Annotated in this window: 22 protein-coding genes; 4 read left to right on the forward strand and 18 right to left on the reverse strand. The window is 27.7% G+C overall.

Translation table 11 applies throughout. The features are described from left to right. Positions 1-8: 8 nt before the first annotated feature. The 9 genes from EPJ79_RS11675 to ileS all read right to left on the reverse strand — a co-directional run bounded on the left by EPJ79_RS11675 (position 9) and on the right by ileS (position 10200). A complete protein-coding gene (locus EPJ79_RS11675) occupies positions 9-149 on the reverse strand; it encodes a hypothetical protein (RefSeq protein WP_021959117.1) in 141 nt (46 codons plus the stop codon). A 175-nt stretch (positions 150-324) separates the two neighbouring features. Further along, complete coding sequence (locus tag EPJ79_RS08065) at positions 325-1011, reverse strand: flagellar filament outer layer protein FlaA (RefSeq protein WP_147526461.1); 687 nt, start codon at positions 1009-1011, stop codon at positions 325-327. A gap of 27 nt (positions 1012-1038) precedes the next feature. After that, entirely contained in the window at positions 1039-1740 is a 702-nt protein-coding gene (locus tag EPJ79_RS08070; protein ID WP_199751107.1) for a flagellar filament outer layer protein FlaA, read from the reverse strand. A gap of 238 nt (positions 1741-1978) precedes the next feature. Beyond that, a complete protein-coding gene (locus EPJ79_RS08075; protein WP_147739100.1) occupies positions 1979-2623 on the reverse strand; it encodes a phosphatase PAP2 family protein in 645 nt (214 codons plus the stop codon). A gap of 90 nt (positions 2624-2713) precedes the next feature. Further along, entirely contained in the window at positions 2714-3136 is a 423-nt protein-coding gene (locus EPJ79_RS08080) for a PepSY-like domain-containing protein (RefSeq protein WP_147531468.1), read from the reverse strand. A gap of 511 nt (positions 3137-3647) precedes the next feature. Then, positions 3648-5369, reverse strand: coding sequence for a class I SAM-dependent methyltransferase (locus EPJ79_RS08085; protein WP_147739101.1), 1722 nt, complete (start codon positions 5367-5369; stop codon positions 3648-3650). A gap of 83 nt (positions 5370-5452) precedes the next feature. Next, positions 5453-5905 carry a bacteriohemerythrin gene (locus tag EPJ79_RS08090; protein WP_147527878.1) on the reverse strand — a complete coding sequence of 151 codons (453 nt, stop codon included), beginning with the start codon at positions 5903-5905 and terminating at the stop codon, positions 5453-5455. 87 nt (positions 5906-5992) lie between these two features. Further along, the gene (eno, locus tag EPJ79_RS08095) at positions 5993-7285 is read right to left on the reverse strand and encodes a phosphopyruvate hydratase (RefSeq protein ID WP_147739102.1); all 1293 of its coding nucleotides are present in this window, start codon (positions 7283-7285) and stop codon (positions 5993-5995) included. A gap of 149 nt (positions 7286-7434) precedes the next feature. Next, positions 7435-10200, reverse strand: a complete 2766-nt coding sequence (gene ileS / locus EPJ79_RS08100; protein ID WP_147739103.1) for an isoleucine--tRNA ligase — start codon at positions 10198-10200, stop codon at positions 7435-7437. Positions 10201-10900: 700 nt separating this feature from the next. Here ileS and EPJ79_RS08105 point away from each other — a divergent pair. Both EPJ79_RS08105 and EPJ79_RS08110 read left to right on the forward strand, forming a co-directional pair. After that, positions 10901-11206, forward strand: a complete 306-nt coding sequence (locus tag EPJ79_RS08105) for a hypothetical protein (RefSeq protein ID WP_147739104.1) — start codon at positions 10901-10903, stop codon at positions 11204-11206. Positions 11207-11375: 169 nt separating this feature from the next. Continuing rightward, the gene (locus EPJ79_RS08110) at positions 11376-13673 is read left to right on the forward strand and encodes a DUF3536 domain-containing protein (RefSeq protein ID WP_147739105.1); all 2298 of its coding nucleotides are present in this window, start codon (positions 11376-11378) and stop codon (positions 13671-13673) included. On the opposite strand, the gene EPJ79_RS08115 is transcribed toward EPJ79_RS08110, so the two are convergent. The 9 genes from EPJ79_RS08115 to EPJ79_RS08150 form a co-directional block, all read right to left on the reverse strand. Continuing rightward, complete coding sequence (locus EPJ79_RS08115) at positions 13670-14125, reverse strand: hypothetical protein (protein ID WP_147739106.1); 456 nt, start codon at positions 14123-14125, stop codon at positions 13670-13672. The genes EPJ79_RS08110 and EPJ79_RS08115 overlap by 4 nt on opposite strands. Further along, complete coding sequence (locus tag EPJ79_RS08120; RefSeq protein WP_147739107.1) at positions 14115-14537, reverse strand: SoxR reducing system RseC family protein; 423 nt, start codon at positions 14535-14537, stop codon at positions 14115-14117. The genes EPJ79_RS08115 and EPJ79_RS08120 overlap by 11 nt, the downstream gene beginning before the upstream one ends. A 43-nt stretch (positions 14538-14580) precedes the next feature. Then, positions 14581-15171 carry an SAM-dependent methyltransferase gene (locus tag EPJ79_RS08125; protein ID WP_147739108.1) on the reverse strand — a complete coding sequence of 197 codons (591 nt, stop codon included), beginning with the start codon at positions 15169-15171 and terminating at the stop codon, positions 14581-14583. A 114-nt stretch (positions 15172-15285) separates the two neighbouring features. Further along, complete coding sequence (locus EPJ79_RS08130; protein WP_147739109.1) at positions 15286-16116, reverse strand: hypothetical protein; 831 nt, start codon at positions 16114-16116, stop codon at positions 15286-15288. Between the two features lie 131 nt (positions 16117-16247). Next, complete coding sequence (locus EPJ79_RS08135) at positions 16248-16817, reverse strand: hypothetical protein (protein ID WP_147739110.1); 570 nt, start codon at positions 16815-16817, stop codon at positions 16248-16250. A 186-nt stretch (positions 16818-17003) separates the two neighbouring features. Beyond that, the gene (locus EPJ79_RS11575) at positions 17004-17156 is read right to left on the reverse strand and encodes a hypothetical protein (RefSeq protein WP_158634364.1); all 153 of its coding nucleotides are present in this window, start codon (positions 17154-17156) and stop codon (positions 17004-17006) included. A gap of 189 nt (positions 17157-17345) precedes the next feature. Next, positions 17346-18185, reverse strand: a complete 840-nt coding sequence (locus EPJ79_RS08140; protein ID WP_420913205.1) for an ankyrin repeat domain-containing protein — start codon at positions 18183-18185, stop codon at positions 17346-17348. Beyond that, the gene (locus EPJ79_RS08145) at positions 18186-18953 is read right to left on the reverse strand and encodes a uracil-DNA glycosylase (RefSeq protein WP_147739111.1); all 768 of its coding nucleotides are present in this window, start codon (positions 18951-18953) and stop codon (positions 18186-18188) included. Between the two features lie 3 nt (positions 18954-18956). Continuing rightward, positions 18957-19703 (reverse strand): hypothetical protein, encoded by a 747-nt coding sequence (locus EPJ79_RS08150; protein WP_147739112.1) that lies wholly within the window; start codon positions 19701-19703, stop codon positions 18957-18959. A 275-nt stretch (positions 19704-19978) separates the two neighbouring features. Between EPJ79_RS08150 and EPJ79_RS08155 the strand changes: the two genes are divergently transcribed. Together EPJ79_RS08155 and EPJ79_RS08160 are read left to right on the forward strand one after the other, a co-directional pair. Beyond that, on the forward strand, positions 19979-20497 hold the full coding sequence (locus EPJ79_RS08155; RefSeq protein ID WP_147739113.1) for a ferritin: 519 nt from the start codon (positions 19979-19981) through the stop codon (positions 20495-20497). 63 nt (positions 20498-20560) lie between these two features. Further along, positions 20561-22177, forward strand: coding sequence for a hypothetical protein (locus EPJ79_RS08160; protein ID WP_147739114.1), 1617 nt, complete (start codon positions 20561-20563; stop codon positions 22175-22177). Positions 22178-22185 lie beyond the last annotated feature (8 nt).

The raw sequence follows: 22185 nt of genomic DNA on the forward strand, positions 1-22185 counted from the left end.
AAAAAAATTTAATCCTTATTAATATTATCTTCTTTTTTATCGTCTTTATCATTTTCGTTTTTATTTTTATTATTAACTATTCTGCTTATAATAGCGTATATGCATAAAAGTATAAAACCTATTATTAGTAATTTATTCGTAAGGGACATTTTTATCTCCAAATATTTTAATATAATAATTTATGATATATTATAATTAAATTAATTTCAATTTTATATTTTATAGATTTAATCGTTATAGGATTATTTACTTTATAAAAAATAAAAAAATTGGGAAATAAAAAATATTTACTTCCCAATTATAATCAATATTTTTGTTACTATGTTACCAATTATCTATAGGGTCATCTTCTTCTCTATAAGTTTCTAAATACATATCCGTTTTAGCCACTAAATTATCGAAATAGATATAATATTTACCATAAGAATCTTTAGGGTCAACTTTAATAAATATACCCATAAAACTGATTCCCTGCTCTACCTGTCCTCTAAAATCTTCCTGTTTAACATTAGCAGGCACTTGAACCGATACATTTTTCCAACCTACAAAGTTAAGAGGAACATTTCCTATAGATTGAGGTTTTCCGTTTATATCGTAAATATAGAAACTCATCATATTGTTATGATTTCTTCCAGCAACCCAAACGCTTATCTCTTTAGTATAGCCAGGAATTTTCACAGGTCTTGGCGGCGTAATAGAAAAATAAGGATAACCCGTTCTAAAATATTCAACTTTAGCTCCGAGTATATATTTATTCTCTTCTTCTCCTTCAGCAACTACATCTGAAGGTCCGCCTTCTCTACGAATAATACTTACCAAACCGTAATCTCTTGGCATAGCTCCTTGCCATGTATTGGCAAATTCAAAATTATCTATCAAGAAATTAGTCATAGATTCGGTAACGAAATTATTACCCTCTTCTCCGTCAGTTTGTTCAGCCGCATCTTGCGCAAATAACAAGAATGCAACAGTTAAAATCAACATTATTATCGAAATACTTAATCTTTTCATTTTATATTTTCTCCTTAAAAATTAATCTTATTGTTGCTCTTCTGTATTTTCTTCTGAACCTTCGCCAACCACTCTAGCTCCGCCTTCGGTATATTGTTCCGAAGAACTTCCGCCTACTTCTTGTCCAAGCGTAGTTTCAATATCAGAACCGTCATAAGATTCTCTAAATGTGTCGGTAACCGTTTGGAAATAATCCAATAACACAACGAAATTATCCGCTCTTTCTTCAGGCGATGCCCAAAAACGGAAATTTAAGAATCTTAAACCTTTAGCCCTTGGAACATAAGGTTCTGATTGAGGTATGAAAGACGGAACAGCCGTGCTTAAATTCCTCCAGCCTATATACTTCAAAGAACCTAAAGGCAAAGTATAGGTATAACCGTTATAGTCCGAGAAGAGCATCTCAATCGAATAATTATAATTTCCTCCCCATACCCATACATCGAAAGTTTGAGCTTTACCAGGTATAATCTTTTGAACAGTAGGAACTAAATCAAAAAAGTTGTAAGACCTTCTGAAAAAAGAAACGCTTACCGATAAAGAATTGGTGGAATTATATCCCTGATTACCCATACCGTAAGGCTTTGTTGCAAATAATCTCATATTCGGATATTTCATTACAACACCGTTTTCATTTGTTCTTTCGCCCGTAAACATAAATCTACTTGCATTCGATATTGGCTGCCATTCGTCTAATGTTTCAAAATTATAAAGTAATCTTGTTTCCATATAGACGCTGATATTTTGCCCATAAACAGCAAACGAATTTATGCATATGAACAAGCAAACAATTACGAGGTAGCGAAAATTATCTCGCATACTTCTATAAAACTTCATAGCGCACACTCCTTAATATTTATAGTTAAGCAATTATATACAATAACTTGCTAATAATTATATTATAATAAAAAAAATTTGTCAACTAAAAATATAAAAAAATTTATATTTATTTTTTCACTTTTTCATATTATATATGTCCTACTATAGGAAGCCCTATCATATAATAAAAAGCCATATTTGTCAACATACCTATAATACTTCCTAAAACTATTCCGCATATAACATCCAAAGGATAATGAAGTCCAACATAAACTCTGCTAAAAGCTATTAACGAAGCTATAGTATAAAATAAAATTGCAGAACCAAAACTATAACTTCCAACAGAAAAAGATATTGCAAAACCAACCATAGTATGTCCCGAAGGAAAAGAATGTTTATCGGGAGGATACATTATAGGAATTTTATCATGCTTTTTATAAGGGCGCATTCTACTAAAAAAACTTTTTATATACAAAAAAACAAATATACAAATAAATACGGCGGAGGCAGCTCTCGCAAAATATAAAATGGCGTATTTTATTCTAAACATATAAAGCGAAAAATATAAGAAAGCCCATACATAACCGTCACCAAGTCTGCTCATAAGTTTCATAAAACTTTTAAAATATCCTCTTCTATTATCTTTGAAAATTTTTAAAAATAATTTGTCGTCTATTTGAGACATAAATTTAATAATAGATAAATTATTAATATAATTCATTCTCTTTTGTCTTCTCTTTCTTTTAAGAAGTTTTTTTATTTTCTTTCTTCTTTTCTTTATATTTTCAATCATAATATAATCGATTATTTTTTATTAAGATAATTAATTTAAAATGTTAACATTAAAAAAAAATAAATCAATCGCAAAAAATAAATTCTATATTTAATTTATATCTCTTTTATTTATAATTAAACCGTATCCGCTTAATTCAATTTCAATTTTATTATTTAATATTATTAAAAAATTTTTATCTCTTCTCTCTATATAATTTATTTTTGATAAAGGATATTCTCTATCTATAGTATTAACCATATTTTTATGGATGCAACTTCTTGGAATAGTTAAATTTGTATCGTTTGCTTTAACGCTTTTCCATAATCCCGTTTCATAAAAAATAAAGTCAAATCCCGATTTTATTTTTACTTCATAGCCTTCGCCATTTTTATGCAAATTAACGCTTTCGATTTTATCGCCAGGAAAATTTATATTTATAAAATTTTTTGCCCTTAAAGGCAGAGAGTTTTCGGTTATATTTTGAGAATATAATAAAATAGAAGTTAAAATAAAAATCAATATTTTTTTCATTAAAAATTAAAATCCTAAATATAAAATATATTATAATATTCGTATTTTATACGCTTTATTTTATAATTTTTTATATAAAGAAATTAAGAATATTTTTATAAAATCAATTTTTAATCAAATGAGATTTTACAGTTTTTTATTTCGTCTATACTCAAACCTGTAGCTTTGCTTATTGAAGCATTATCTATGTTCATTTGTTTTAGTTTTTTAGTTATATAATAAATATTTTCTTTGATATATTTAAAAATTTAAACCAATAAATTTTCAAAATATTTTGACTATATTATTTAATACTAAAAGAAAACTTATAAAATAGTCGTTTAAAAATATAAAATATTTTTTAATAATAAGAATATTATAACAGAATATTTTTATTTGTCAAAATGATTTTTATAATTTTTTATGTTATGGTTTATTGCGGACGAAGGGCGCTTTATTTTTTGTTTAAAGTATTTATTAAGTTAATTTTATTTGAATGTCATTGAGAGCGATAAATTTGAAATTATAATAACTATTTAATCTTTCTATATATACATTCAAAAGTGTCGCCTAAATTATATTTTTTTGCAAATAAATTATAAAAATTTTTGAATCCTTTATTTTCTTTTAAAAATCCTAAATTAAAAATATCGCAAAATCTATTATAATAAACGCTTTTGTTTTCTAAATGAATTCTTTTTAGAGAATATTTTTTTAAAAAATTATCTAAAGCTTTATAATTTGTTTCAAAAGCATGGTCTGTGGGAACAATCTTAAAATAATTTTTATTAAACTTTCCGCTAATTCCGTTTCCGTTGGGCATAGCCAAAGCAAAAATTCCGTCTTCTTTAAGAGAAAATAATATTTTTTCAAGCAGTTTGTCGAAATTGTATATATGCTCTAAAACATACCAAGCCGTTATTATATCGTATTCTTTTTCTTTATATTCAAAATCGAGTAAAGAAATATTATGAACATTTAAATTAAGATTACTCACGCAGTAGTTTGCCGCATATTCGCTTATCTCTATTCCTTCGGTTTCGTATCCGTTTAATGAAGCTTCTTTTAAGAAAAATCCCATTGCCGAACCTAAATCTAATATTTTGCCTTCGGGCTTAATATTCTTTATTATCTCCAAACGATTTTTTGCGAGAGCTTTCAAATTTTCTTCGTCTTCTTCGTAAGTTTTTCCGTATTGATTTTTATAATCTTCAATAAAATATTTTGAAGAATAATCGGTTGAAATGGGAAAGAAAAATTTTCTAAATAAAGAATTACATTTTCTACATTTATATAAATTCGATTCTGCATTTCTATTTTTTAATTTTATATTTTTTGATTTGCAAAAAGGACATTTTATATTTTTAAAATCCGCGATATTATCGATTATAATTTTTATTCTTTCAATAGATTTTTCAGTATCTATATTTTTAGAATTTTCTTTATATTTATTTTGCAAATTAAAATCAAAAAGAAAATTATTTATTTTATTAAAAGCCTCTTCAATATCAACTTCTTCAAAAAATCCTAAATTAAAAAATATATCTTTGCATTTTTCTCCCAAATCGTTATGATATTTTGTAGGCGATAATAATATTACGGGAATTTTAGCTTCAATGCATTCAAAAGCGGTAAGCCCAAAATAAGTTATAACCGCCGAGTAAGAATTTTCAAATATATCGGGAGAAAAATTTTTTGAAATTATATTTTCGTTTTTATTTTCAGATTCTACAAACACAAATTTTTTATTTTCTATTTTTGAGATTATTTCAAAAGCTTTATTTTTTAAACGATTATTAAAACCCAAATAAACTAGAATCGGAGCTTCGCTGTCGTATTTCGGCTTTATATTAGAATTAAGAATTGTAGTAAAAAAAGGCTTTATATTAACCAAATCGCCGTTTTCTAAATTCGGCAACATTTCTATAATCATATCGGCAAAATTTCTTTCTTCGCCAACGCTGTCTACGATTATAACGGGAGATAATTTTTTTAAATATTTTATATATTTTTTATCGATTTCTCTGCAGTCGATTATAGTTAAATAAGGACGAATATTTTTTATTTCGTTAAATTTGCAAGTTTCAATATTTGGCTTTGAATATATATCGCTTTTGTCGTTAATTGAAGAAAATATAAAATCGTAAAAAAAGTTAAGTTTATTTGCTATAAATTTCATTCGAGTAAAATGCCCGAATCCGTATATTCCGTTTATATCGGTTATAATACATATTTTTTTTATTTCGTTTTGCATCAATAGTATTTTAAATATTTTTTATTTTTGATAATACGATTATATAATGATACTTAAAAAAATACAGCCTGATTTTTAAGATATTATTTTACTCTTTCGTCTTCTTCTTTCATTTTTTCAAGCGTATTTTTTAATTCGTCAACAAAATTTTTATCTTCGCCTATAATATGACTGAAAAGCCAATCTCTTAAATAAACAATAAAATCATCCATATCGACATTTTCGCCGTTTGTGTATTTAATAACATTCTCCAAAACTTTGCTAGAAAATTCTCTATGTTTTGAAATATGTTCTTTAAAATATTTATAATGAACGGCTTTCATTATCTTCTCTTCTGTGGCAAAGTGATAAGTCGCATAATCAACTGTTCTTTTTAAAACAATTTTAAATTTATCTCTAGCTTCGGAATTATATAAGTCGCCCAATTCTGACGCAGCATGCAAATCATTTATTATATTAATAAGTTCTCTATGTTGGTCGTCAATTCTTTTATAGCCGACTTCAAATTTTTTATCCCATACTATCCATTTATCCATAATTACTCCTTTAATTAAAAATAATGAAAAAACCTATTCCAAACCTTTTAGAATTTGAAATAGGTCTGTCTATACTTAATATAAGAATTATTTTAAATTAAAGAAAGCTTTTTTTCCTAAATAAACGGCTCTATTTCCTAATTCTTCTTCTATTCTTAAAAGTTGATTATATTTTGCTATTCTATCGCTCCTTGAAGCGCTTCCCGTTTTTATCTGTCCCGCGTTTGTGGCGACAACTATATCGGCTATTGTAGTGTCTTCGGTTTCTCCCGAACGATGCGAAACTACGGAAGTATAATTATGAGTTTTAGCAAGTTCGATTGAATCTAAAGTTTCGGTTAAAGAACCTATTTGATTAACTTTTATTAATATAGAATTAGCGACTCCTTTATCGAGTCCCATTTGAAGTCTTTTAACATTTGTAACAAATAAATCGTCTCCAACTAACTGAACTTTTTTGCCTAATTTTTCGGTTAAGATTTTCCATCCTTGCCAATCGTCTTCAGCCGTAGCGTCTTCTATTGATATGATAGGATAATTATTTACCAAATGAGCGTAAAAATCTACCATTTCCGCGGAAGTAAGCTCTCTTTTATCCGACTTTTTGAAAATATATTTCTTTTTATCTTTATCGTAAAATTCGCTTGAAGCTGGGTCCATAGCAATGCATACATCTTCGCCTGGTTTATAACCCGCTTTTTCTATTGCTTGCATAATAACTTTCAAAGGCTCTTCATTGTCTTTCAAATCTGGAGCAAAACCGCCTTCATCTCCAACGGTTGTGCTTAAACCTTTATCATGAAGAATATTTTTCAAATTATGGAAAACTTCGGCTACGCAACGAATTCCTTCTTTAAAACTTGAAGAACCTACGGGCATAACCATATACTCTTGAAAATCTATAGGAGCGCTTGAGTGTGCGCCGCCATTTAAAATATTAGCCATAGGAACGGGCAAAGTTTTAGCGTTTGTTCCGCCAATATATCTGTATAGAGGAATGCCAAGTTCATCGGCGGCAGCTTTAGCTACTGCAAGAGATACTCCCAATATTGCATTTGCTCCAAGTTTTCCCTTGTTTTCCGTGCCGTCAATTTCTATCATAGTTCTGTCAATTTCAACTTGCTCTAAAGCGTCCATATCTAATAATTCATTGCAAATAATTTCATTTACATTTTCAACCGCTTTTTGAACGCCTTTGCCTAAATATCTTGCTTTATCTCCGTCTCTTAATTCTACGGCTTCATGCTCTCCCGTTGAAGCCCCAGATGGAACTGCCGCTCTTCCAAAAGCTCCGCTATCCAAATAAACATCCACCTCTACGGTAGGATTTCCTCTCGAGTCTAAAATTTCTCTCGCTACTATATTATCTATTAAAGACATATTAAATACTCCTTGTTTTAAATTAACGATTTGTTTATATTATAATATAATTTATAAATTTCAAGTTGAAAAATAAGAATTTAAATAAATTTATTCTTTTATAGTTTTTTAATTAATTTTTAATTAGCTATTTATTATAAACTTATTTTTTATTTCAAAGCTTCAACGCATCTTGCGCATAATTCTTTATGTTCTTTATTCTCTCCAACCGTTTCATAATGTCCCCAACAACGAATGCATTTTTCATGTTCCGCTTTGATTGTTTTTACAAATGAAACATCGCCTTCAATAAAAGAATCGTCTTTTTTATCTTCGACTATAACTTTGCTTACAATAAATATTTCGTTTAAGTATTTATTATATTTAATTAACAAATCTTTAACGGCTGAATCTTTTGGCGATATATTTATATAAGCTTCTAAAGATTTTCCGATTGTATTATTGTCTCTCGCCCGCTCAAGCGAAAGCAAAACATCGCCTCTTACTTTAAGCAAGGTTTCCCATTCTTTTTCAAGTTCCAAATCGATATATTCTTCTTTTAATTCCGTCCATAATTCCAAATGAACGGAAGAAGATTTTTTATAATGTCCCCAAATTTCATCCATAGTGAAAGGTAGGAAAGGAGCGATTACTTTAACCAACACATCCAAAATTTCTATTAAAACGGTTTGAGCGCTTCTTCGAGATATAGAATCTTTTTTATCGCAATATAATCTATCTTTTATTATATCCAAATAGGTTGCCGAAAGTTCGACTACGCAATAATTTATTAGTCTTTGATAGAATACATGAAACTCGTAATTATCGCAGGATTTTTCTGCAGATTTAACGAAACTATATAATCTAGATAAAGCGTATCTGTCAACGGGAAAAAGTTTTTCAATTTCAATTTTATCTTTTTCAAAATCGAAATCGTTTAAGTTGCCGAGCAAATATCTGAAAGTGTTTCTTATTTTTCTGTAATTGTCGGCTATCGCTTTCATCATATTGTCGCCCACTCTCGCGTTATGAGTGAAATCTTCGCTTATGCACCAAAGTCGCAATATATCCGCTCCGTATTTGTCGATTACATCCAAAGGTGAGACAACATTTCCCGCGCTTTTATGCATTGCCTTTCCGTTTTCGTCTAATGTCCATCCATGAGTTATTAATTCTTTATATGGCGGAATTCCTCTTATAGCCATTGAGGGCCAAATTGCAGCCTGAAACCAACCTCTATATTGGTCGCCTCCTTCTAAATATATTTCAACGGGAAAATTTCCGTCTAAATCTTTATTTGTTTTTTGAGAAGCGAAAGAAGAAACTCCCGAATCAAACCAAACATCTAATATATCTTCTTCTTTGCCGAATTCATCGCTTCCGCATTCGCATTTTGTTCCCGCAGGAAGCAAATCTTTCGGCTCTAATTCAAACCAAATATCCATTCCTTTAGCTTTTACTATTTCTGCAAAATGTTTTGTAGATTCTGAAGTAAGTAAAGTTTTACCGCACTTTTTACAATAGAAAGCTGGAATCGGAACTCCCCAAGAACGCTGTCTTGATAAACACCAATCGGGACGATTATCAAGCATTTTTTTCATTCTATCATGTCCCCAAATCGGATACCATTTTATATTTTCAAGCGATTTAACTGTTCGCTCGTCAATATTATCATGCTTCATATTCATAAACCATTGGTCTGTAGCCCTAAATATTAAAGGATTTTTACATCGCCAACAAATCGGATAACTATGGCTTATATCTTCTTTATAAAATAATCTTCCGTTGTTTTTTAGAATTTCTATTATTTTAGGATTAGCGTCAGTTACTCTAACGCCTTCCATTTCTTTATAATCGCTAGTGTATCTTCCTTCTCTATCTACGGGGCAATAAATATCTAAATTGTAATTTAATCCCGTTTGATAGTCTTCTAAACCATGTCCTGGCGCTGTGTGAACTATTCCCGTTCCTGAAGTGGTTTCAACATAATCGGCAAATACTACAGCGGATTTTCTATTTTCTATAAACGGATGCGCTATTTCCAATTTTTCTATCTCTTCCAAAGATATTGGAATTATATCAAGTCCTTCTAAAGTTAAATTATTTTTTGATAAAACAGTTTCTATTAAAGTTGTTGTCATTATCGCGTATCTATCGCCTATTTTAACCGCCGCATATTCTAAATTTTTATTGAAAGCGCAAGCCATATTTGACGGCAATGTCCAAGGCGTAGTAGTCCATATCATAACATCTACATTACCGTTTAATTTATCGTTTATTTTATTTAAAACGGGAAATCTAACATAAATACTGTTTGATACATGATTATCGTCATATTCTATTTCTGCAGCCGCTAAAGCCGTTTCGCAATGAATACACCAATGAATAGTTCTTAAACCTTTAAATATATATCCTCTCTCTACAAGTTGAGAAAAAACCGAAACTATTTCAGATTCGTATTCGGGCGACATAGTGAGATAAGGATTTTCCCAATCTCCCATAACTCCGAGTCTTTTAAATTGTTTTCTTTGAATATCGATATATTTTTGAGCGTAGGCTCTGCATTTTTTTCGCATTATAAATTTGGAAGTTTCTTTATATTTATCTCCCAAACTTTCCTGCACTTTTAATTCTATCGGCATTCCATGACAATCCCATCCAGGAATATAAGGAGAGTTAAAACCTTTTGCCGATTTATATCGGACTATAATATCTTTAATAATTTTATTTAATGCCGTTCCTATATGAATATCGCCATTAGCGTAAGGCGGACCGTCATGCAAAATGCATTTTGGAGCGTCTTTTCTTAATTCTCTAAGTCGCTTATAATTTTTTTCTTCTTCCCATTTTTGTATTATTTTAGGCTCTTTTTCTTTTAATCCCGCTTTCATTGGGAAATCGGTTTTTGGCAAGTTTATTGTGGAACTGTAATCCATTTTTCGCTCCGTTTAATAATTTTAATTTTTTAAGATAATCAATATTATACTATAAATATAATTTTTTCAAGCGTATTTAATTAATAAATATTTTTAATTTTTTAAAATAAAGTATTGACAAATTTTTTAATCAATGTTAAAAATTTCTATAAATTAAAAAATATTTAAATTTTATTATTGACAAAAATTTTTAAATGTTTTATAATATTGTTAAATTAAATTAATCAATATTGAAAAAAATTTAAAATAAACTATTGACTAATTTTTTTAAATGTTGTATAATTTAATTGTAAAAATATTTGCCGAGAAATCGGTGAGGAAAGTTTGATATGAAAATCACAACAAATAAAAATACTGTAAATTTGTTAAGCAAAGCAAAGCAAAGCAAAGCAAAGCAAAGCAAAGCAAAGCCATAATTATATCTTAAATAATAATTTTAAATTTTATATATCTCAATTTTTAAAGGCATTTAAATTTTTAAGTGTCTCAATTTTATTGCATAATTTAGTTAAATCTTTTTTAACTTCAATCAAATTTACTTTCGATAGCTTATCAAGGAAAATAAAAATTTCTTGTTTAGTTATAAATAAAAATTTTTTAAAGGAGGATTTCACAATGAAATCTAAACAAATTATTATTATGCTCTTATCAGTTTTAGTTTTTGCTTTTGCTTCTTGTAAAAGTAATGAAAATCCAGAAGGTGGCGGAAGCGCACCTTCGCCATTTAAACCTTCTGATATTAGTAGGAACTTGGCAAAGTCAAGCGGATACAGCAACATCTTTCACTTTCACCGATAAAGGAGAGATAACTTATGATGGAGTTAAAGCTACAATAACAGATTGGGATAAAAACAAAGACACAACTGTTAATAAATTTGATGTTGTTTTAACTTTCAATTTTACAAGTGGTAAAGACGAAGTAACTTTTTCATTTACAAGCTCAACTACTTGCATTGTCACTTTAAAATCGAAACCAGGAGTTTATGAGCCATTTAAAAAACAATAAAATTTAAAATTAATAAAAACTGATAAGATAAGACAAAAGGCATCGTATTTATTACGGTGTCTTTTTTATTTAAACTTTATAAACAATATATTTTTTATGATTTTTATACGAGGCGCTTTGTATATATATGTTCTTGCAAATTAAATAATTTTATAATATAATATCAAACATGAGATACTTAATTTTACATGGACATTTCTATCAACCGCCGAGAGAGAATCCTTTTTTGGGAGAAATTCCTAAAGAAGCGAGCGCATCTCCTTCGCATGATTGGAATGAAAGAATAACTAAAGAATGTTATAGCCCGAACGCTTATTCGCGAATACTTGATTTGGGCGGAAAAATAGCCGATATGTCAAATAACTATCAGTTTATGAGTTTTAATTTCGGTCCGACTCTTATAGATTATATTGCAAAAACAAGAAACGATTTGCTTGAGAGAATAGTCGAAGCCGATAAAAAAAGCATAGAAAGATTAGGTTTTGGAAACGCTATAGCTCAAGTTTACAATCATATTATTTTGCCTTTGGCTAAAAAAGAAGATATGAGAGTCGAGATAAAATGGGGCTTATATAATTTTGAAAAATATTTTAAAAGAAAATCAAACGGAATGTGGCTTTCGGAAACTGCTATTAATTTAGATGTAGTTGACGCTTTATACGACTGCGGAGTTAAATTTACTATCTTATCGCCTTATCAAGCGCATTATGTAAAAAATTCAACTTTAATAGATGTTTCGGGCGGACAAATCGACACTTCAAAACCTTATTGGTTATACGGACATAACGGTAAAAAAATAGCCGTGTTTTTTTACGACCCTTATATTTCAAACGATATAGCTTTTCAGCATTTATTAAGGTCTGCCGATAAATTCGCCGAGAGAATAAGAAACGCTTATGGAAATAGAAATTTAGTAAATATTGCTACAGACGGAGAGAGCTACGGACATCATGAAGCTTTTGCCGATATGTGTCTTTCATGGTATTTTAAAGAAAATATTCATCGAGATAATATTATTCCTACAAATTACGAGCATTATTTGAATATGTTTCCGCCAACCGAAGAGGTTATATTGCATGAAGGCGAGGGCGGACGCGGAACTTCATGGAGTTGTTCGCATGGAGTTGAAAGATGGAGAAGCGCCTGCGGTTGCGGAGGTTGGGACGGATGCGATTTATCTTGGAGGCAACCTTTAAGAGAAGCTTTCGATATTTTAAGAAATATGCAAGATAAATTATTCAGCACTTTTTTAGATTTCACTAACGATACGAGAAATTCTTTAAGAGAAGAATATGTTAGAGCGATATATAACGATTCGGACGCTAAAGATTTGTATGAGATATGCAATAAATATATTTCGTTTAAAGAATTTATATTTTTAATGGAATCTTATAAATATTCTTTATTTTCTTATACTTCTTGCGGATGGTTTTTTGAAGATGTTTCGAGATTAGAACCCGTTAAAAATATGCAATATGCAGAACAGTCTTTTCATTATGCGAGAATGCTCGTAAAAAATAAAAATGCAAAATTCGTAGAAGAAGCTTATAAAGAATTTTTAGAGACTTTAGAAAAATCAATAAGCAATAAACCCGAGCATCTCACGGCGAGATATTTTTACGAGAAAGAAGAAAAAGAAGATTCGTTTTATAAATTATATATAATAAATCATTTTATATTTAATTTAATCGCGTCAGATTATAAAGAAGATAATTTAAATATATTTAAACATATAGTTAGAGCGACAAAAAAAGAAAAAAATTATATCGAGGGAATATTGATAGATAATATAGATTCCGATATATATTTTAAGGCGAAAACAATTAAAGAAAATTACGAATTAAAAAATCAAATTCAAATCTCTCAAATTTACGAAGAGATTGACAATTCTCAAGTTTATACTTTATCTTTAAAAGATTTAACTTCCGATGTTAGAGATAAATTTGCAAACGAGATATTTAAAGACGACATAAAAAAATTAGATAAATTAATGCATGATATTTATCCCGAGTATAAAGAATTATTTGAATATTTTAATTCAAACGGAATAACTCCCGATTACGATTATAGGCGACTTATGGGCGCTATGGCTTCTCCGATTTTAAGAGAAAAAATTCTTGAAAGAGGAAGAGACGCTTACGATGAAGTTTCCGAAGGTTTAAAAAATGCAAGGCATGCGGGAATGTTTGTTTCAAATAGCGGAATATCAAGTTTAATAGGAGACAATATTAAAAACGCTTTGAATCAATTATATGAAACGGGAAATCCTAAAATAATATTTGAGCTTTTAAGCGATATACAATTTTTATCAAATAACGATATGCCGATAGATAGAAACACTTACGAAAATATTTTTTATAAAATACTTGAAAAATATAAAAGCGGAAATATTCATTTTGAGGAAGAAGAAAAAAAGTTATTTGTAGAATTAGGATATTGGCTAAATTTTAGTATGAGCGATATTTAATTATTGCTTATATTGTTTTTTAATAAAAGACTTCCGTTTATAAGACTTATAACAACGGAAAAAGAATCGTTTGTATAACAATTTACATTTACTTTTAATATTTTTCCATTTTCTGAAGAATTTTTTGCAAGCTCTACTCTTCCGTTTTCTTTTCCGAAATTATTATTCGTTATTATATAGTAACCTTCGTTTTTCCATAAATAATTTGCATATTTTACGGCGTTAGAAATTGAATTTGAAACTTTATTAAAAGTTAAAATTTTTATTTTTTCGTTTTCTAAATTTTCAATTTTAGGAATAATTTTTAATCCATTAACTTTATTAACAGAAGATATAACATCGTTTTCTATATTATAAAGTTGCGGATATTCTTTTTTTATTGAAACAAAAAAATAAGTTATTAAAGAAGCTATTATAACGGTTAATGCCGTGATTATAGTTTTATTTTTCATTATCTGATATAACTTCGTTTTTGCAAATTATATTCGCTATTATTTTATTATTCTTTTTTAATTTTAAAATTCCAAAAATAATGTAGATAAAAAATAAAGCGAAAGAAAATACTGGTCCTAAATTTTGTTTTATCGATATTAATTTTGAAAAATAATCTCCGATAACATATCCGATTATAAGACAAATTAAAGGAACGGCATAAACTAAAAAATTTAATCCTTTTTTTAATTCTTCGACTTCTATTATAACATTATCGCCTTTTTCCGCGTTTATATTATTTAAAGCTCGTAAAACGATAGGTTTGCCCGAAGAACAAATTGAACAACCTTCGCAACTTGAACTTCTTTGCAATTCTACTTTTGCTATATTATTATCATAGGTTTCTAAAACCAATGCGAATTCTCTTTTCATAATTTATCCTTTTATTCAAATTAAAAATATTATATATAAAAAATCATTTTGTATCAATCGATTTATTAAAATATTTTGCGATTAAAAATATTTCTCTGCTTTCGTCTCTCGAACTTTTAGGTTTAAATATTTCAAGCGATTTAAAATATTTTTTAATTTCGTTTTTAAAATCGGACAAATCTTTTCCGTCAAAAACTTTTATAAAAAAATTTCCTCCGTTTTTAAGAACTTCTTTTGTAAGAGAAAATATAGATTTTGCTAAAGCTATTGAGCGAAAATGATTTGTTTCTTTATCGGAAGTAGTATTTGGCATAGCATCGCTTATAACGACATCGAATTCTATATTATTAAAAGTTTTTAAATTCATTTCTTTAATATCGCCAAGTATAAAAGTAAATCTCTGATGAGAAAAAGAATTTGGAATAATATCAACTCCCACGACAAAACCGCTTTTTAAAATTTTATTAAGCATATATTGACTAAAAGAACCAGGAGAGCATCCTATATCCAAAACTCTATCGGAAGATTTTATAAACTTAAATTTATTTTGCGCTTCTTCAAGTTTGAATACGCTTCGCGCTTTATAATTTTCTTCTTTTGCTTTTTTGTAGTAGAAATCTTTTACTTTTTTCATTTTATTTATTTTGAATTATATTTAAATAAAAAGCAATAATAAATTCTATAAAGAAATTCTATTTTATAATATTGATATTAATTATATATTATAAAATTGATTAAGCAGTAAATATTAATCTATTATAAAAACTACCTTACAATTTTTTAAAGCGGTTTTTAATTTAACTCCGCTCATTATTATGCTTGCATCTTCATTTCCTATAACCAAATCGCTTGAAAGTCTTCCTCTCGTTCTCCAAGCCACGACATTATAAGGTTTTTTGCCGATTGCATTTTTAATATTTTCGTTTGTTAAATAAGAATTTGTTGAATATGTTATATAACCGTTTGTAGCGGCAGATTTTTTATTTATATAAGCTATATCGTAAATAGCGTTTCCATCTTCGTCATAAATTGTAGGAAATAAAGAAGGATTAAAACCTATATTTCTCGCGTCTACAACCAAACTGTCATAATCTTCTCCCGCGTCAAAATAAGTTACTATAGGTTCGGTTTTATACGCGTCAACGCTTTTAATAAAATCGGAAATTAAATTATTCGTTATTATATCTAAAGCCATAAGAACTTTAACGCTCGTTCTTGTCGGATAAGAAACTCCCAAAAGTCTCGCGTTGTTTAGAGAATCCATTATTTTTTCCGTCAAATCTTTATCGCTTTCCATTAAATTATATATCGTATAATCGCTATTTATCGAAACTCTCGCCAAAGTGTCGTATAAAGTTTTTATTGTCTCTTCTTCCGCTTGTTGTTGCAATATTAAAAAAGCTTCGGGTTGCAATGCTTTATCTGTAATCATATCGGCGGTAGCGTCCGCATAAATTGTATATGTAGTATAGTCCACTCTTCCCGCTCCCGTATTAATCAATATATCGTTATTTGCAGTATATTGAGCGAAAAGAAAAATATTTATTATAATAAACAGTAAAACAATTTTAATATTCATATTTACTCCGATTATGCTATTAAATATTTTCGGATTATTGAAAAATTTTTAAATATATTTTTAATAAAAAACAACGGACGAAGTTTTAACCTCGCCCGTTTAACTTGATGTTTGAAATTATATTATATTATTCAAGGTTGTTTAGTTCCTTCAAATGACCACTCATTTCCATCCTTACCATCTTTAAAAGTTATTTTTAAAGTTGAAGTATCGTAATAATAAACAATATTAATATTTGTATGATTATAATCCCAACCCCATGAGTTTGTTGCATATACTGATTCAAGTTTAATATCTTCTCCGTCTTCGTTTCTTTTCTTCCATTTTGGAACATTAAAACCAAATCTTGCAAATTTTCTTCCATCTTTATCTACGATAAATAAATTTCCCGTTATGTCAGCAGGCGTACCTGGGTTTTTAACTTGAACTTCACCTATAGTGCCTTTATATGTTCCATCAAGTGTAGAAAAATTAGTTTCGTAAGTTTCCATTACACTTTTAGGAATTTCGACTGTTCCAGTTACCCCGCTTCCGCCATTTCCATCTGCTTTGCCCATTTCAGAGTTTCCGCCCGTTCCAACACCGACATGTCCAGTATTGTCCTTTCCTTTTACTCCGCTTTTATCTTCGGCGCTACAGCTTATGAAAGCTATCAAAGATAAAAAGCATAATAAGATTGTAATTTTTTTTAGTAGTTTCATACTACACTCCTTAATTTTTATTAAAAACATTTAAATAAATGTTTCTTGCGAAATTAAAATTTTGATTGAATTGAAATAATTCAAATATTAGTTTTTTATTTGATAAAAATTTTTGCAATAAAATTGAAGCGCTTAAAAATTTAAATGCCTTTAAAAATTGAGATATATAAAATTTAAAATTATTATTTAAAAGACAATTATGGCTTTGCTTTGCTTTGCTTTGCTTTGCTTTGCTTTGCTTTGCTTTGCTTTGCTTTGCTTTGCTTTGCTTTGCTTTGCTTTGCTTTGCTTTGCTTTGCTTAACAAATTTACAGTATTGTTATTTATCGTAATTTTCATATTAAACTTTCCTCACCGATTTCTCGGCAAATATTTTTACAATTAAATTATACAACATTTAAAAAAATTAGTCAATAGTTTATTTTAAATTTTTTTCAATATTGATTAATTTAATTTAACAATATTCTATAATATTTAAAAATTTTGTCAATAGTTTAATCGATTAAAATTATTAAAAATATTTTAAAACTACTTCTTTTCTAATTTTTTTAAATATGTCGACAAATTATTATAACCGTTATATCTTAAAACTTCATAGGCTTTTAATCCTATTGAATTAGGTTCTGAATAATCAATATCTTTATAAATTAAATATCTCGCTATATTTATTTTTGTTGCAAAAAATATCGCATTCTGTCCCCAATCGTCTTTTTCGTTTATATCGACTTCAATATCTTCAATTAAATATTTTATAAGTTCCAAATTCTCGCTTTCAACGGCATACATTAAAATAGTTTTTCCAAAAATATCTCTTTTATTTATATCGCTTCCGCTTTTTATTAATATTCTAACCGAATTTAAATTTCCAAACTCGCATGCATGAAATAATGCGGTTTTTCCTTTATTATCTGCGCTATCTAAATTATCAATATTATTATTCAAAATCAAATTTATTATATAAGGATAATCGGCGGACAAAATTAAAGCGTTCTCTCCGTTATTATTAGTCAATGAAATATCGGCGTTATTTAATAAAATATAATCCGCTAAATCGTAATATCCTAAATAAACCGATTTCATTAATAAAGTATTTCCTTCGCTATCCGCTACATTTATATCGCCGCCATTTTCTAAATATAAAGAAATATTTAATATCATATTTCTTACGCTTTCTCTATTATTTATTTTATCAAATATATTTGGTTTTTCGGGGATATTTGAATTTTGAATTTCCTCAATTTCTTTTTCCTCTTCTTCTATGGTTTCTATAATTTGATTATAATCATTTTCTTCTAATAATGAATTTGAATAAAGATAATTTTGAAAAATTAAAACGATATAAATTATAATTAAAAAATATATTCTCAATTATTCTCCGATAATATTATTTAATTCTTTTAACATAAATTTAAAATCTTCTATTACTTTAACTTCTTCTTTTTGATTTCTTAAAATATAAGCGGGATGATAAGTAGCAATTACGGGAACTTCTTTATCTTTATCTTTATTTTTATAATAATGAATTTTACTTCTTGCTTTTCCAAAAGGCATTTTCAAATCAAACTCGATTAAATTTCCAAAACCATGTCGTCCAAGCGCGCATATTATTTTAGGATTAAGTATTTCAAGCTGACGCGTAAAAAAGTTTCTGCAATTAATTTTTTCTTCAGGCAAAGGGTCTCTATTTTCTGGCGGACGACATTTTAAGGCGTTCATTATATAAAAATTATATTTATTTATTTTAAGCTCTTCAATCCATTTGTCTAAAAGTTTTCCCGCTCTTCCAACGAATGGAAAGCCCAATCTATCCTCGTCAGCGCCTGGAGCTTCGCCAACAAAAACTATATCGGGATTTTCATCGCCTCGTCCAAATACGACATTTAATCTCGTTTTGCATAATTGTTCGCATTTCATACAGCGCTTTACTTCTAAATATATTTCTTTTAATTCTTCGTTTTTAATTTCATTATTATTTGTATTATCATTAATTTTATTTATTGTATCGATTTTTTTATTTGTATTTGATTTTTTATTTTTTAGAATAATTTTTTTATTTTTATCTTTATGCATCGTATCTGAAAATTTTATTTTATTATGTTGTAAAAAGTATTCTTCGGTTATATTTATATTTTTCATTATTTAATTTTTTATAAACCTATTAAAATCAAAAGTATATGAAATATAAGCTCCGATTCCGCAATAGAAACCGCTTGCAAATTGTTCGCAATAAATACTAAAATTCAAAGATAAACTCGCTTCGTTATTTAAAACCAAATAAATTCCAGGTCCTAAATGATTTAAATATAAAACAGTCTTATTATAAAAATCGTAAGCAAAATGATATTCCAAATATATTCCCGCTAAAGAAAAACCAAATAAAGAACCTGGATATACTCCGACTGCAAATTTTAATCTTATCGATTCAACGACTCCTCTCGTATCCTTAAAATACATTGGCAATTCTAAATTTGCAAACATTGTAAAGAAATCGCCCAAACCTATTAAATAATGCAATTGCGGATTAATTCCAAATTTTTGTTTTGAAGAGCCTGGAAATAAAAATTCAACCGCTCCGATAAAACCGTTAAAAAATTGATATCTCGGCATAATCGAAAATTGAGGTTGTCCTTCTATTCCGACTCCGACTTTAGGCAAATATGTTATAGGAAGAACTCTTGCAAATATATCGAAATTTCTTAACACTCCAAAATTAAGCATTATCGGACTTGATAAAGTATATTCTTTGCTTCCTTTTTTTATTTTTGAATTATCCAAATAAAGAGTTCCGCCAAGTCTTAAAGCTCCCGTCATTCCCGTATACATTTTGTAAGGAAAAGAATAGGCAAGCGCCGATATAAATAAAAATATTACAATGAATTTTTTCATATATTTTTCTTTTATAATTTATTTAACTTTAATAATATAATATTATATAAAAAATATCAATCTAAACATTTTATAAACTTTAATTTTTTATATATAATAACTTGTATAAATATTTCTTTTGTAAAGATAAATTTAATTTGCATATTAATTTTGTTTCGTATAAATTGCTTGATTTTTTCAAGTTTATAAATTATACTCTCTATAATTTCATTACTTGATATATTTAAAATTATTAATATAATATAACAAATAAAAATTAAATATAAGGAGATTTTATGCCTATAATTTCAGAAGCGACTATTAAACTTTTAAACAAACAATTAAACGAAGAGCATTATTCTGCAAATCTTTATTTTAATATGGCAGGTTGGTGTTCAAAACAGGGCTTAAACGGTTGCGCCGCTTTTTTGAATAATCATGCCGCCGAAGAACACACGCATTTAGAAAAATTTAGCGATTTTATTAAAAAGGCTGGAGGACAACCTATTATAAGCGCTATGAAAGAACCCGAATATGATTTTAAATCCGTTGAAGAAGTTTTTGATAAAGTTGTTAAACATGAAAGATATATAACCGCTTTGATAAAAAAACTTGTAGACAAATCTATGGACGATAAAGATTATATAACCTTAAATTTTTTAGATTGGTTTATGAACGAACAATTTGAAGAAGAAGGATTATTTAATAATATAATTGATACGATTAAAATTCTTGGCGATTTGAAAGGCAGAAACTTATATACTTTCGACAAATTTGTAGCCAATTTAGACCAAAAAGAACATAATAAAAATTAAAGTCCAATCCTACGGCATTGTATTTTTTAATATGATGCCGTTTTTTATTTATAAGGTTTAAAAATGAATTCTCAAAAAACTTTAATTTGTATTTCCGCTATTCTTTTAATTTTATCGGTTTTCTTAACTATATTTAATAGAATATACGCTTTTAATAAAGCTGGGACTGATTTTGTAGATTTTATGACGCATTTTTACGACATGAAACAATATTATAAAAATAATATAATTCCGACAACGGGCGCAAGATTTGAAATGGGACCAATGTTAAAAGAAGTCGCTCCGAGAGTTCCTGGCGGATTTTTCTATATTCATTATTTATTATGTTATAAATTGGCTAGCGAAAATATAGAAATTACAAGAGTTTTTAATTTTATAACTATGTTTATTCCCGCTTTAATATTTTTATTTTGGATTTATAAAAGATTTGGATTTTCAATTTTTAGCGTTTTGTCGGTTTTGATTTTATTTAATATTTATTTTGTTTATACGAATAATATTTTTTATAATCCGAATATAACCTTGTCTTTATCGTTTTTATTTTTAACTTTATTTGGCGAATACATATATTATGAAGAAAACCATTATTTAAATATTCCCGCTATGATGTTTTTTCCATGTTTGGCTTTAATGGGACAAGCGCATTTTGCGGTTTATTACGGAATAGTTCCGACAGTTATCGCGTATTTGATTTTAAGATATAAAATCACTTTGAAAAATATTAAATATATTTTAATTGGAATATTTTTATCGCTTTTAACTTATTTGCCTTATTTAATCGCCGAAATAAAAAACGGTTTTTTGAATACTAATAAAATGCTTAATTTTTCATCCACAAGCGATTTGCGAAAAGTTTTCCCTTTTCCTCAAGTTCATTCTTTGATTATGTTTCCGACAAATGAATTTTCAACAATGTATGCGGCGAATAATTTTAAAAAGATAATGGATTTTTATTTAAATGATAATCCATATTTTATATTTTGTTTAATTATTTTAGTTTTATCGATAATTTTAATTTTTACAGCTTTTATATATTCTATTATAAAATTTTTTAAAAATAAAGAATTTAAAATTGATTATAACAATAAAGATAAAAGTTTAATTTTGATAAGAGAATTATTTTTATTATTCTTGCTTTATTTTCCAATAACGATTTTAATAACTATTTTAGGCAGAGGAATTGCAGGACAATTTAGATATCATTACGGAGCTTTCGCTTTATCTTTTATTCCAATGATTTATTTTCTTTATAATTTGAAAATTAATTTTAAGTTTAAATATTTAAATTATATTTCTATTTTTTATATGTTAAGCGCGATTGCAATGACTTTTAATATAATGATATTCTATAAAAATTATCAAGAGCCTTATAAATGGAGCGATTATATAGACACTGTTAGAAATATCGCAAATGATTCAAACGGAGAAAAATTTATTATAAGAAACGGTTCTGCATATTTTAGTCAAATGGGTTTTTCTTATAACGATAAATGGAACGAGGCTTCCGTTGAGATAAATAAAGATTCTACTACAAATTTTATTTATCATGGAGATTTTGACGAAACTAAAAATAATGTTAATATAATTTATTATTTGTATAATTCTAAAAACATTACAAATATGAATTTAGAAATAATTTCAAGCAATGGAATTTATACGGTTTATAAAGAAATAAAATAAATTTTCTT

This window comes from Brachyspira aalborgi (assembly GCF_008016455.1).
GTDB lineage: Bacteria > Spirochaetota > Brachyspiria > Brachyspirales > Brachyspiraceae > Brachyspira > Brachyspira aalborgi.

Excerpts from the sequence above, each read along its gene's own strand:
- EPJ79_RS11675 (WP_021959117.1), bottom strand. The coding sequence starts at position 149 with ATGTCCCTTACGAATAAATTACTAATAATAGGTTTTATACTTTTATGC.
- EPJ79_RS08065 (WP_147526461.1), bottom strand. The coding sequence starts at position 1,011 with ATGAAAAGATTAAGTATTTCGATAATAATGTTGATTTTAACTGTTGCA.
- EPJ79_RS08070 (WP_199751107.1), bottom strand. The coding sequence starts at position 1,740 with ATGGAAACAAGATTACTTTATAATTTTGAAACATTAGACGAATGGCAG.
- EPJ79_RS08075 (WP_147739100.1), bottom strand. The coding sequence starts at position 2,623 with ATGATTGAAAATATAAAGAAAAGAAGAAAGAAAATAAAAAAACTTCTT.
- EPJ79_RS08080 (WP_147531468.1), bottom strand. The coding sequence starts at position 3,136 with ATGAAAAAAATATTGATTTTTATTTTAACTTCTATTTTATTATATTCT.
- EPJ79_RS08085 (WP_147739101.1), bottom strand. The coding sequence starts at position 5,369 with ATGCAAAACGAAATAAAAAAAATATGTATTATAACCGATATAAACGGA.
- EPJ79_RS08090 (WP_147527878.1), bottom strand. The coding sequence starts at position 5,905 with ATGGATAAATGGATAGTATGGGATAAAAAATTTGAAGTCGGCTATAAA.
- eno (WP_147739102.1), bottom strand. The coding sequence starts at position 7,285 with ATGTCTTTAATAGATAATATAGTAGCGAGAGAAATTTTAGACTCGAGA.
- ileS (WP_147739103.1), bottom strand. The coding sequence starts at position 10,200 with ATGGATTACAGTTCCACAATAAACTTGCCAAAAACCGATTTCCCAATG.
- EPJ79_RS08110 (WP_147739105.1), top strand. The coding sequence starts at position 11,376 with ATGAGATACTTAATTTTACATGGACATTTCTATCAACCGCCGAGAGAG.
- EPJ79_RS08115 (WP_147739106.1), bottom strand. The coding sequence starts at position 14,125 with ATGAAAAATAAAACTATAATCACGGCATTAACCGTTATAATAGCTTCT.
- EPJ79_RS08120 (WP_147739107.1), bottom strand. The coding sequence starts at position 14,537 with ATGAAAAGAGAATTCGCATTGGTTTTAGAAACCTATGATAATAATATA.
- EPJ79_RS08125 (WP_147739108.1), bottom strand. The coding sequence starts at position 15,171 with ATGAAAAAAGTAAAAGATTTCTACTACAAAAAAGCAAAAGAAGAAAAT.
- EPJ79_RS08130 (WP_147739109.1), bottom strand. The coding sequence starts at position 16,116 with ATGAATATTAAAATTGTTTTACTGTTTATTATAATAAATATTTTTCTT.
- EPJ79_RS08135 (WP_147739110.1), bottom strand. The coding sequence starts at position 16,817 with ATGAAACTACTAAAAAAAATTACAATCTTATTATGCTTTTTATCTTTG.
- EPJ79_RS11575 (WP_158634364.1), bottom strand. The coding sequence starts at position 17,156 with ATGAAAATTACGATAAATAACAATACTGTAAATTTGTTAAGCAAAGCA.
- EPJ79_RS08145 (WP_147739111.1), bottom strand. The coding sequence starts at position 18,953 with ATGAAAAATATAAATATAACCGAAGAATACTTTTTACAACATAATAAA.
- EPJ79_RS08150 (WP_147739112.1), bottom strand. The coding sequence starts at position 19,703 with ATGAAAAAATTCATTGTAATATTTTTATTTATATCGGCGCTTGCCTAT.
- EPJ79_RS08155 (WP_147739113.1), top strand. The coding sequence starts at position 19,979 with ATGCCTATAATTTCAGAAGCGACTATTAAACTTTTAAACAAACAATTA.
- EPJ79_RS08160 (WP_147739114.1), top strand. The coding sequence starts at position 20,561 with ATGAATTCTCAAAAAACTTTAATTTGTATTTCCGCTATTCTTTTAATT.